This window comes from Aquabacterium sp. (genome assembly GCF_021768455.1).
Lineage (GTDB): Bacteria > Pseudomonadota > Gammaproteobacteria > Burkholderiales > Burkholderiaceae_C > Aquabacterium.
The window spans coordinates 29,884-41,552 of record NZ_JAIZVX010000015.1; the positions used below are offsets into that span (position 1 = coordinate 29,884).

General features: G+C 60.3%; 12 protein-coding genes. 7 read left to right on the plus strand and 5 right to left on the minus strand.

Annotated elements, in window-relative coordinates:
* Positions 1-58: 58 nt before the first annotated feature.
* Complete coding sequence (locus tag QZ994_RS03750) at positions 59-2,173, minus strand: cation-translocating P-type ATPase (protein WP_290868423.1); 2,115 nt, start codon at positions 2,171-2,173, stop codon at positions 59-61.
* Positions 2,174-2,380: 207 nt separating this feature from the next.
* On the opposite strand from QZ994_RS03750, the gene cadR reads away from it, so the two are divergent.
* Positions 2,381-2,833, plus strand: coding sequence for a Cd(II)/Pb(II)-responsive transcriptional regulator (gene cadR, locus QZ994_RS03755; protein ID WP_137839868.1), 453 nt, complete (start codon positions 2,381-2,383; stop codon positions 2,831-2,833).
* Positions 2,834-2,924: 91 nt separating this feature from the next.
* On the opposite strand, the gene QZ994_RS03760 is transcribed toward cadR, so the two are convergent.
* The 4 genes from QZ994_RS03760 to QZ994_RS03775 all read right to left on the minus strand — a co-directional run bounded on the left by QZ994_RS03760 (position 2,925) and on the right by QZ994_RS03775 (position 6,828).
* Positions 2,925-4,163 (minus strand): DUF1173 family protein, encoded by a 1,239-nt coding sequence (locus QZ994_RS03760; RefSeq protein WP_290868427.1) that lies wholly within the window; start codon positions 4,161-4,163, stop codon positions 2,925-2,927.
* A gap of 5 nt (positions 4,164-4,168) precedes the next feature.
* Positions 4,169-5,110 (minus strand): site-specific integrase, encoded by a 942-nt coding sequence (locus QZ994_RS03765; protein WP_290868429.1) that lies wholly within the window; start codon positions 5,108-5,110, stop codon positions 4,169-4,171.
* A 332-nt stretch (positions 5,111-5,442) separates the two neighbouring features.
* Entirely contained in the window at positions 5,443-5,697 is a 255-nt protein-coding gene (locus QZ994_RS03770; protein WP_109036436.1) for an AlpA family transcriptional regulator, read from the minus strand.
* Between the two features lie 375 nt (positions 5,698-6,072).
* On the minus strand, positions 6,073-6,828 hold the full coding sequence (locus tag QZ994_RS03775; protein WP_230179385.1) for a DUF1845 domain-containing protein: 756 nt from the start codon (positions 6,826-6,828) through the stop codon (positions 6,073-6,075).
* A 492-nt stretch (positions 6,829-7,320) separates the two neighbouring features.
* On the opposite strand from QZ994_RS03775, the gene QZ994_RS03780 reads away from it, so the two are divergent.
* From QZ994_RS03780 to QZ994_RS20000, 6 genes are all read left to right on the plus strand, one after another.
* Entirely contained in the window at positions 7,321-7,863 is a 543-nt protein-coding gene (locus QZ994_RS03780) for a hypothetical protein (RefSeq protein WP_109038287.1), read from the plus strand.
* 78 nt (positions 7,864-7,941) lie between these two features.
* Complete coding sequence (locus QZ994_RS03785) at positions 7,942-8,259, plus strand: hypothetical protein (RefSeq protein ID WP_208110799.1); 318 nt, start codon at positions 7,942-7,944, stop codon at positions 8,257-8,259.
* A gap of 47 nt (positions 8,260-8,306) precedes the next feature.
* Entirely contained in the window at positions 8,307-9,317 is a 1,011-nt protein-coding gene (locus QZ994_RS03790; RefSeq protein ID WP_109036431.1) for a toprim domain-containing protein, read from the plus strand.
* A gap of 235 nt (positions 9,318-9,552) precedes the next feature.
* Complete coding sequence (locus QZ994_RS03795; protein WP_109036429.1) at positions 9,553-10,614, plus strand: DUF932 domain-containing protein; 1,062 nt, start codon at positions 9,553-9,555, stop codon at positions 10,612-10,614.
* Between the two features lie 291 nt (positions 10,615-10,905).
* Complete coding sequence (locus tag QZ994_RS03800; protein ID WP_109036427.1) at positions 10,906-11,226, plus strand: hypothetical protein; 321 nt, start codon at positions 10,906-10,908, stop codon at positions 11,224-11,226.
* A 15-nt stretch (positions 11,227-11,241) separates the two neighbouring features.
* Positions 11,242-11,622: a FlhC family transcriptional regulator gene (locus tag QZ994_RS20000; RefSeq protein ID WP_367172254.1), complete on the plus strand. Its 381-nt coding sequence runs from the start codon at positions 11,242-11,244 to the stop codon at positions 11,620-11,622.
* Positions 11,623-11,669 lie beyond the last annotated feature (47 nt).

The following is an 11,669-nucleotide window of genomic DNA, read 5'->3' on the forward strand; positions in this document are numbered from 1 at the left end:
TCAACCGGCGCATGGTCCGCAGTATATCGACCAATGTCCGTGACTACGAAGTGTTTTCTCATGGGCTCGTGCGAGCCCGCAACAGGCGCAAGCCATTGGCCACGACCAGCAAACTGGCCCCCATGTCGGCAAACACAGCCATCCACATCGAGGCGTGTCCAAACACCGCCAGCACAAGAAACACCGCCTTGATGCCCAGCGCCAGGGAAATGTTTTGCCACAGCACAGCATGTGTCAGGCGAGACAAGCGAATCAACTCAGGGATGCGGCGCAGGTCATCGTTCATGATGACCACGTCGGCGGCCTCCATGGCCGTGTCGGTGCCCGCGCCGCCCATCGCAATGCCGATGTCCGCCTTCGCCAACGCAGGCGCGTCGTTGATGCCATCGCCAGTCATGGCGCTCAGCCCATGCTCCGCCCGCAATCGCTCGATGGCTTGCAACTTGTCTTCGGGCAGAAGGTTGCCTCGGGCGTCATCAACACCTGCCTGCTTGGCAATTGTTTGAGCGGTTGCGTCGTTGTCGCCCGTGAGCATGACCGGACGCACGCCAAGTGCTTTGAGTTCAGCGACCGCTTGGCGAGACGACTCCTTGATGGTGTCGGCCACTGCGAACAACGCCAATACACCTTGATCACTGGCCAGCAGTGTCACGCTGCGTCCCGCATGCTCTTGGGCCAGAAGTTTGGCCTCCAGTTCGGGGCTGCACTGCCCACGCTCTTCGATCAAGCGGTGGTTGCCCAGCACATAAGTCGTGGCTTCACGTCGCCCCCGTACACCTCGTCCAGGCAGAGCCTCAAAGTTTTCAAACGCCAGGGGCTCTGCCGTCAAGCCTTGGGCTATGGCTTGCGAGACTGGGTGATCTGATCGAGAGGCCAAACCAGATGCCAACTGAGCGATGGCATCTCGATTACCCTGAAGGGCCTCCCACACCACCAACTTCGGCTTTCCTTCTGTGATGGTGCCCGTTTTGTCCAGCGCGATCACACGCAGATTGCGCGCATCCTCCAGATAGGTGCCTCCCTTGATCAAGATCCCTCGGCGCGCTGCGGCTGCCAGTGCGCTGACCACGGTCACAGGCGTTGAAATCACCAAGGCGCAGGGGCATGCGATGACCAGCAGCACCAGCGCCTTGTAGATCGACTGCATCCAACTCCAGCCCATCAGCCAGGGTGTCAACACCGCAACCGCCACGGCAATCACAAACACGGCGGGGGTGTACAAAGCTGCAAAGCGATCAACAAATCGCTGAGTGGGCGCGCGCGTGCCTTGCGCTTCTTCGACCGCATGGATGATGCGTGCCAAGGTCGTGTTCGATGCGGACGCCGTCACCTTGAAGACGATCTCGCCAGTTTCGTTGATGGTTCCGGCAAACACCGGGTCCCCAGCTTCCTTGTCGACCGGGATGCTTTCTCCAGTGACGGGTGCCTGGTTGATCGCGCTGTTGCCCTGAACCACGGTGCCATCCAATGGCACACGCTCGCCTGGGCGAATGCGAACAAGGCTGCCCAGTTCGACCTGATCGACAGGCACCACTGTCCACTGTCCATCTGCCTGTTGCACCATGGCCTGCTGCGGGGCCAGATCCAGCAAGCCTTTGATGGCGTTGCGTGCCCGATCGACCGACCGAGCCTCGATCAACTCAGCGATGGCGTAGAGGGCCATCACCATGGCCGCCTCAGGCCATTGACCAATGACGAAGGCACCGGTAACCGCCACCGTCATCAAGGCATTGATGTTGAGCTTGCCTTGGCGCAAAGCCCACAAGCCTTTGCGGTAGGTGCCCAGGCCAGCCAGCGCGATGGCACCGGCTGCGACCGCAAGACCGATCGCCTTGAACAAAGCAGTATCAGGCGCGAAAAAGCCGATGCACTCCGCTGCGATGGCCAGGCCCAAAGCCCAGATTAGCCTAGACCCACCCTCACTTCCACTGTGCTCATCATGGGCATTGTGTTCGCTTGGTGTTTTGGTCTGCGTTGCAAGCAGAGGTTGGGGATCAAACCCCGCTTTGCGAATGGCTTGCAGTGCCTGGCGCAACGCCTGCTCCGTGGCCTGGATGTCCAGCGTCCGAGCGCTCAGTTGAAACCTCAGTGCCCTGATGCCGGGGATGGCATCCACAGCGCGGCGGATTTCCGCTTCCTCTGAGGAACAGTCCATAGAGGCGATGTGGAACATGGTCCACCCAGCGTCCGGGGGTTTGGGCGAGATCGCCGCCGCAGTGGATGCCCCTGCGCATCCGCAACTGTGATTCTCGCAAGCTGAGGGGCTGGTGTTTTCGGGCGATGTGGTTCGGGGCGTGGTCATGACCGTATTTGAAACCCTGAAGTAGGTACAGAGTCAAGCGGTAATATGGCCGTATCTGCTTGCCAACAGGAACCCGCCATGAAAATAGGTGACTTGTCAGCCCAGTCTGGCACCCCTGTGGAAACGATTCGCTTCTACGAGCGCGAGGGCCTGCTTCCAAAGCCTTCACGCACCATCAGCAACTACCGGATCTATGAAGGGCCCCACGTCGAACGTCTAGCCTTTATTCGCCACTGTCGATCACTGGACATGGCCCTGGATGAAATTCGGGCTCTGCTGGCGCTCCAGGCAGCCCCCAACGAGAGTTGTGAGGCCGTGAACAACGTGCTGGATGAGCACATCGAACACGTGGCCCAACGGATTCGAGAGCTGACCGCCTTGAAAAAACAACTGGTGGCACTGCGGGGGCAATGTGCTCAGGCAAAAGATGTCGCGCATTGCGGCATCTTGAGTGGACTTGGCCAGGGGGAGACTCTTGAGCAGCAGACAGCTCGACAACATGTCTCAGCAAGCCACGGCAAACGCCGTTGATCGACACCCGTTGATCATCTGACCAATGTTAATCTCAACCTTGGAAGGACTCAAGACGGTGGTCATCGGAGCCCATATGGCCGAGGTTCGCTCAATGACTCCTGGAAGTCACTGTCTCTGGCAACGCGGGCATCTCTTCGCCACTCCACCAGAGCCAGGATGAAACACCGGACGTCCGCAAGACGCGTTCTTTTTCCGCCCGATCCTTCGGGGGCATGAATGCGCTGATGACATGCAAAGGCAGCGGCAATGGTCCCGCGTCCAAGAGCAACGCATTGGGAAACGCAGCGGCGCTCCTGGCGTCGTAACGCAGCGGTTTGACAAAGCGCCTGCCCTGAGCCACGAGTTCATGCACCAGAGGCAGTTCATGCACACCCTCCACCGGGATCCAGTGCTCGCTGGTCAACATCAAACTGGCCGCATCAATTTCATAGGTGTGCTCACGGCGAGCGCGGATCAGTACCGCCAGCACCAAACGTACCTTGTATCCGCTGTCGGCGTCACGGGCTTCAAACAATGGCGCGAAGACCCGCTCAATGCGCTCCCAGGTCTTGGTGCCCACCAGCAGGGGGGCATCGGGCATGTGCTTGATCCAAACACGCCGACCCAGGGCCGTTACCTCGCTGACCTTGAACTCTCCGATGACCACCGCCAGAGGGCTTTGCCCTTCATGCGGATGCAAGACCGCCAGCTTGTTGCGACGGCGCTGAGCTACCTCGAATTTGCTGGCTTCGCTGAAGGGCTCGGGCACGTACAAACGCTCGCTCAACCCAGCACCCTTGACCATCACGTCCTCGGCCGCATTCATCAGGTATTTGTGCAGGACACCTTGATTGCGCTTGCCCTCCATGGCCGGGCTCCATCGGTTGAAGCCTGCCCGCTCGAACAGGAAGTGCATCAGGGCATGCAGGCTCATGCGCCGCCTGGGTGCTTCCACCTCGTTCACGTCATGCGTTTCACCTCTTACCAAGCTACGCCCCACCATGCGAACCCACGGAAAGTCCACACGCAGTTGAATCTGCCCAGGCACCATCTCCAGAACAGCCTCGCCCACCAATTCGCCCAGACCTGATTGTTGCCACTCTGGCTCGAAGGATGGGCACGATGGGTGATGTCGACACCCGGTTTCCGGCATGCGCTTGACAACGAACTGACGGTGCCGCGCCACGTACATCTCCACACCACCAGGAACACACAGACATCGGGGACGTTCGGGGGTCTCGTACACGTGTGCCAGCAGATCCTGCATGTCTGGCGCGCTTGCATCCACCACCCGCCCTTTGATGGAAAAGCGCTGACTGTCGCCTTCAGCGCTTTGACGGGTGGGCATGGTGTTCACACCAGCTCATCGAGCAGTTGCTCGATGGTCGGCTTGTGGCGAGCCAGCAGTTCGCGCACCGCACTGCGTTCGCTGATGCCCAGGATCAGGCCGACATCGTCCTCATCAGCGCCACGCTCATAGAGGCGTGCCACGACGGTGCGACGCACAGACAGCGCCGTCACGCCTTTCATCTCGGCATAGCGAAACAGCTTGCGATAGGTCTCCAGGATCGGTCGACACAAGAACCGTCGCTGACCAGGCGCACCATAGGGTGTGATCTTGAACCCCTCTCCTGCTGTAGACAGGAACAAGCGGCTATCTGGATCAAGCCCTCTGTAAGCACCATCCCGTCCCAAGCCCAGCCCGAGCCTCAGGCGCTCTTCCAAGTAGTTTGAAAGCGATTCGTCCAGCCTCGTGCTGGCGAAGTGCAATGGGCGGGCCTTTCCAGTGATGGCCACCTCGGCACGCATTTGAGAGTGGCGCCGAACGCTGCCATCGGAGCTCAGGTAGTCCCTCACTTCGAGGCGGGCGATTTCCAGGGGACGTGCGCCCGTGGCAAACAGGAGATAGAACAGCGACAGGTCATGCCATGGCCGACTGCTGCGCCCCTTGATGCGCTTGCCTGCCTGGATGATTTCGTCCATGGAGACGATGCGGCTGGAACGATGCTCGACGGGCCGTCTCGGATCGAAGTCCACCAGGGCCGTCAGGATGGCATCGCGGTGCAGGCGCAAGCGTCTGACGAATGCTGCGCCATCTTCATTCAAGCCATCGATGTCGGCCACTTGGCTCAACTGCACCGCAATGGCTTTGATGCGCCGCTCAACCGCCGTGCGTGACACGCCAAACCGCGCGGCCACGGTCTCATAGGTGTCGCCATCGATGACCTCCTTGAGCATCCGGATCGATTGGGCAACGGTGCTCCCGTCTGGTTCCAGTTCTGGTGCGCATGACATGACCCTCTCCCTGCTTTGTTTACTTGTCCTCACGCTGCCAAAGCGCCTTCATGCTCAACCCTGGTCGCAATTTTCACCAGTCGAAATCGCCGGTGAAGGCGGGGGGTTTCGGCATCAGGCAGATCTGCTTTGGCGTGGACAAAAGCCACGTGAAAACACCCAGAAGCAAGCAAGTTCCGTGGCACCGCCCCGCATGGGCTGCGGAACACTTCACATGCATTGGCGTGTGCCCAGGCCCCTGCGCGCTCGATATCGGGGCAAGGCATGCCAAGCAAGGTGCATGGCATGAGAGCGGACTTTGCAAGCGTGAACATCGGCTTCAGCAAGGGGCGTCAGGCACGGCTACTCTGTTCAGCGATCCATTGCCTGATGTCCTCCACCCGCCAGACGGTCACGCGCACCGACAGCTTGACGGGTTCAGGAAAGGTGCGCGTCTGCACGCGCCGCCACAGTGTGGACTTGGAGATGGGAACAAATTGCAGAACCTGTGCCTGTCGGAGAAAGCCAACTTGCGGCAATGATGGCGCCGCAACAGCATGGACAGGCGCCGCGGGCACGACAACGGCACCCCGGTTGGGTTTAGGCATGATCTGGCCTCTTCACGGCGAATGCCGATGGAAGACATGACCTGCTCTGTAGCGGCGGCGCTAGGTCAGGGTTTGCGCATGCCGATAGGGACGCACGACTCCGGCATCACATCGGCGGCGTCCCGGTCGCACGGTGTGGTTGTGAGCAACTCCAAGTACATCGTGCCTCGTCAACGGGCTGGCTCAGCGCAACGTGGACAGGCACAGGCAGGCAGGTATCGACTGCGACGGTGGCGCAACATGCGTCCCGATGTCACCTTAGCGGACGACATGGGACGCCTCAAGGCAAGAACGGCTTGTGCTCCTCGAAATCGTCCGTGAAGTTGGCCCCTTGCGCGTGGCGCTTGCCAGCATCAACCAGGTCGCGTTGAGTAGCTACTTGACGACAACAGCAGCAACCACAGGCTCCATGGTGTCCGTGGCTGACGAAACACTTGCATCATCGCCGGTCGCTTCCAGCTCCTGAGCAAGCACACCAGATGCTTGAACATTTGCTGCTGGGGCTGGCACAGACTCGGGACCGCCCTCACCCCGTTCACCCATGGCATTCATGCGGCGCCTCAGGCCAGTGGCCAGATTGCGAGCCCCGTTGGCCACGTCGCGTACCTGACGCTTGAGGCTGGCGCGCTGGATGTCCACCGCCTGCGCAGTGATCACTTCATGGATCTCCAGCGTCTGGAGCAGTGGCATCAACTGGTCCAGCTTACCCAGGACCTCCAGGAAGCGACGCCCAAACGACGACAGCACACTGACGTCCACCGCCAGGGCCACGGTGTCATACGTCGCCACACTGGTGATGCCATGGGCCTTGAACAAGGCCTCTGCGCCATCGATGGCGCTGTTCAGGCTCTCGTTGACCGCGTCAAGCTTCGCCCGAACGCTGGCCTCCACCTTGACGATGTCATCGTGATCCAGCCGCGTGCGTGCGATCACCGAGATGAAGTGCATGTTGAGCTGCAGCGTGTTGAACAAGCGAACAAAGAAGCGCTTGCCCTCTGCGCTGGTGAAGCGCGTGGGCATCTTCACACTGGCCGCTTCGATGCGCCTGAAATCTGCTTTGCTTTCTTTGGCCAGGATCCGGTCGTTGACCCCGCCCTGGTCCATCTTGACGATCTGGTGAATATCAGACATGTCGCGCTCCCGTGACTGGCGTGCTCGCCACCATCTTGCGAACCGCGTTCATGCATCACCACCGGGAATCATCGGCAATTAAAGGCCCTTTCGGCATCAGCCCCCGTTTTGGCATGGAACCATCTTGACCATCCTCATGGCAAGGCACTACCTTGCTGACATGCGGCAGCTGGCCCTGCATTCAAACAAGGCAAGCCCTGGAGTTCACATCAAACCCTTGACGGTCACCACCGTTCCGATGCCATCGAAGCGACTTTCGTGGTGAGTGCACGACCGCACTGACGCGGCATGCGCGCCCTCACCCAGAAAGCCTTCTTCGATCGGTAGCTGGCACACCGATCCGAACGGGCTCACCACCCGATCAAGCCAGCCCTGGAGTCTTTTCATCGCCATCGGCAGTGCGTCATAACACCTTGCCGACTGTTCATCACCCTGTGGGGCATTGCCCCACCCGTGGTGCGCCGTGCCTCCCAATTTCACATGGAGGCCACGATGCTGCACACGAGCACATCCCTGGTTCACCCCCCAGCTGCCTTGAATGGCTTCATGGGGGCGACGCAGTCCGTTTTTCCGGATCAACCGCCAGACCCACAGTCGCTGGACGATCCGACCGAACGCATCGACTGGAGCGAGGAGGACATCGTCTTCTTGCACTGGCGCTTGCTGCAGGAGATCAACCAGTTGTCTGACCCGACCACGCCGTTGGAAGACAAGTTCGACACCCTGCGCTGGGTGTTCACCGAGCGAGAAAAGGACCAACAGCCCTTCTCATTCGTGAACTGCCTGCGTGTTGTGGGCTGCAGCCCGCTGTCGCCCATCGCGTACTGTGGCCTTGTGGATGCGCAAGACATCCGCGACCACATCCGCAACAAGCTCAAAGCCTGGCTGTCTGAATCGCTTGAGCGCTATCCCCAGTGGGTTCGAGATGCCATCGCCAGCAACCCCCATTGGGTTGAAGCGCGCCTGGCCAGGAATCCCCAATGGATCAATGAACAGCTCAAGCAGATGTCCGAGCAGGGCGATCTGTTCACCTGATCCCAACCGCCTCAAAACAGGGCCGAGGCCAGATCTGTCCGATCAGCCCTGGCCCTCAACTCACACATGGAGTGCCATATGCACAAACAAGCCCATGCCCACGGCCACCGCATTCCGATGCTGATGGTCGATGAGCCCCAGGACATCGAGTTCCTGGTCAAGGAAAGTGAAGTCCTGACGGGCCAGGCTGGCCGCATCTTTGTCATCGCCGGTGCCGACTGGCTGACCTACCGCGTGCTGTGGAGCCAGGCAGGTTTCAAGGTCGAACGCCTGGACGACAAAGGCCAGGTCTTGCACACGCAGCACCAACTGCCCTGGGAGTTCGTCGAGCACAGCGTGATCGAAGCACTGCAGGCGGGCCAGTTGTTCACCCCATCGGTTCGCCATCGCGGCTGACCGCTGCTCTATCCCCTGGAGGACATGTCATCAACACGGAGTTAATCATGAACAACCCCGAGTACGAAGCTCGCATTGAAGACGTCAAACGCCGGGCCCACGGTCGCTGGACCGAAATCCTGGGCAGCCTGGGCGTTGGCGAACAGATCCTCAAGAAACGGAACCTGCCTTGCCCGCTTTGTGGCGGCACCGACCGGTTTCAGTACACCGACAAATTCGGTGAAGGCAACTACCACTGTCGCGCCTGTGGCGCGGGAGGTGGCTTCAAGCTGCTGCAGGCCGTCACAGGCCTGGATTTCAACACCGCGCTCAAGGAAGTCGAGCGCGTGGTGGGCACCTCGCGCCCTGCCCCGCATGTGGCGTCACCGGAGCCGTCTGCCGAGCGCATGAAGGCTCTGGCCAAGCGACTCTGGGAGGAAGCCACGCCCGTGACACCCGGTGATGAGGTGGACCGCTACCTGTCCGGTCGGCGGCTCGCCTTGGCCCACTACCCCAAGGTGCTGCGCCTGCATCCAGCGCTGGGCTATTACGAGAAGGATCCGACCTCGGGCAAGTCGCGCAAAGTGGCCGAATACGCCGCCATGCTGGCTTGCATCCAGGGTGCCGATGGTCACGCAGTCACGCTGCACCGCACGTATCTGAAGGATGGCCGCAAGGCCAATGTGAGCGAGGCCAAAAAGGTTCTCTCCTCGGGTATCAATGGTGCTTCCGTGCGCTTGTTCGAACCCGAGCACGAACTGGCCATTGCCGAGGGCATCGAGACCGCCATGGCGGTGCACCTGGCCACCGGCAAACCCGTGTGGGCAGGACTCAACGCCGGGAACCTGGAAAAGCTGTGGCTGCCCGACTCGGTGCAGAGCATCTGCATCTATGCCGATAACGATGCCCAAGCGGACTTTGACGGCCAGATGTTTGCCTTTGCCCTGGCTCGGCGGCTGAAGAAGCAGGAGCACCAGAGCGGCCCCCGGCAAGTGCGGGTGCTCTTGCCCAAGACCCCGGGCACCGACTGGGCCGATGTGTGGCTGGCCAAGGCGGAGCACGCCTCCCGAACCACGTAAGTCATGTATCCCCACTGGTAGCTGTCAAACCAGGCCAAGCCACATGGCAAGGCAAAGACAGCCCTGGCGTTTTGCATGAGTGATTTGTGAATCGGGCGCGATCCCTGGCCAGTGGTCAGTGCGCGCCCTGCGTGGATGGGTCAGAGCCCATCCGTCATCAACCCTGGCGGGGATGTGCATCCCCGCATGTGGGCCATGCCGTCTCCGCCATTTCTTTCCCGAACAGGAGCTTGATATGAGAAGCGGACGTTCCCTGGTGAGCCTGGCCCATGAACTTGAGCGCCAACTGCAATCCAAGAAGGACCTGGTGGTCCCCTCGTCGCTGCTGCGGCACGATACCGACGACACAGGCGAGACCCGTCTCGTCATTGGCGAAGGCGGGGCCTCGACGCCCTATGGCGTCATGCCTCTGGCGCGCCGCCAGTTGGCTGACAAGTTGAAAATTCCCTACGCCTACTTTGAGCGCATGCGCTCCGAACAGCCGGTCTTGCTGGACCGCAACGTGAACACCTGGCTGCAAAGCGACGATGACCGTCGCATGATCCGCACGCTCGATGGCAACGTCCGAGCCGTGCTGTCAGACCGCTACCGTCGCCTGGACAACTACGATCTGGCCGAGAGCGTGCTGCCCATCCTGCAGCAGTTGCCTGATGTGCGCTTCGAATCGGTGGAACTCACCGACACGCGGATGTACATCAAGTGCATCACGCCACAGTTAAAAGTCGAGATGGCGCCTGGCGACGTCGTACAGGCTGGCGTGGTCATCTCCAACTCGGAGGTGGGACAAGGCACGCTGTCGGTTCAGCCCTTGCTGTACCGACTGGTGTGCCGCAATGGCCTGATTGCTTCAGACCGCTCCTTGCGCAAAACCCACGTCGGGCGAGCGCTCGGGTCCGATGAAAGCATCATGGTCTTCAAGGACGACACCTTGCAGGCCGACGACAAAGCCTTCTTCCTGAAGGTTCGCGACGTGGTGCAAGCGGCCGTGTCTGAGGCAACGTTCATGCAGGCTGCGCAGAAGATGCAAAAGACCTTGCAGATCCACCTGGTCGGCAACCCCGTCAAGACGGTGGAAGTGCTGGCTCAGCGCTATACCTTGAACGATGTCGAGCGCGCCGGGGTGCTGCGCCACCTGATCGCCGAAGGTGATCTATCGGGGTATGGCCTGGTGAATGCCGTCACGCACTTCTCCCAGGAAGTTGAGGACTACGACCGTGCCACCGAGTTTGAAGCCCTGGGCGGGAAATTGATCGAACTGTCAGTCAAGGAATGGAAGGAGTTGGCACAAGCCATCTGATCTCGGATCACAGTGATTCACCACCAGGGCCTTGGCTCTGGTGGTTTTTTAATTCCACGCTCAAGTTCCAGGCATGACGCTCATTGAGGGTGACAAATGCGGCAGGCAATGCGGGCTGTTGTCGATGGCAAACACGCCATCCCCCCGCACTCGGGCATTGATTCCATGGCGTGGTCATGAATATGCTGAGCCGACCCGTCACTCCACACACACAACACCAAAGCAGTCATACCTCGCCGCAATACCTGGCCCATCTCGACTCGCATCTGGGCACACCAACAGGAGAAGACCATGAGCAGCATCCAGTTCACCGATGTGCAGTTGACCAATTTGTACCTGTTGCAGGCCATCAGGCTGGGCATTGCGCAAGATCGGGTATCGACATGCTGTAAGTTCGGGTTGGATGCCGCCCAAGCAGATTTCCTTGGTGCAATGAGCCAGGAACAGTTGTGGGCATTCGTCGATCAGATCGGCCAAAGCACCCTCTTCCCTCCACGCCAGGATTTGCTTGCCTTGCTCAAGGCCCCCGCGCCGCTTCAGGCATCGCTGGCTGCTGTTCATGCGCCAAGGCCACGGCAACTCGCGCCCATGGTGCCCGCAAGCACGTCGTGACCGGAGGGGACCATGATGTCAACGCGTGCTGACCGCCAGTTGTGCGCCATACGCCTGGCGCAAGACTGCGCTCAACTGGGTGCCCGGGTGCGCACCATCCATCACCTCACAGGGCTCAACCCTCGGGACGTACAGAGGCTGTTCTTCAACGACCCACAAGCGATCCCACGCGGTCGCCCGCCTAATTCCCTGGAGTGGTATCACGGCGCCAACCTCATCGCGAGGGCAGAATCCTCGATCTTCATGTCGATGTACCGCCGCCTGCGCAACACTGGCTTCGGCGCCGCAGAGACGCTGGTCAGCGCCTACCGCGGATACCAAGCCGTCTGCCAATGCCCGCACCGCTGTTGGCGCCGACCGAAAACTGAGCCACTTATGAGGGGTGTGCCGATCTAAAACTGAGCCAGGTGTTCAACCTACTCTGCTGCTTTTTGATGCAGCGG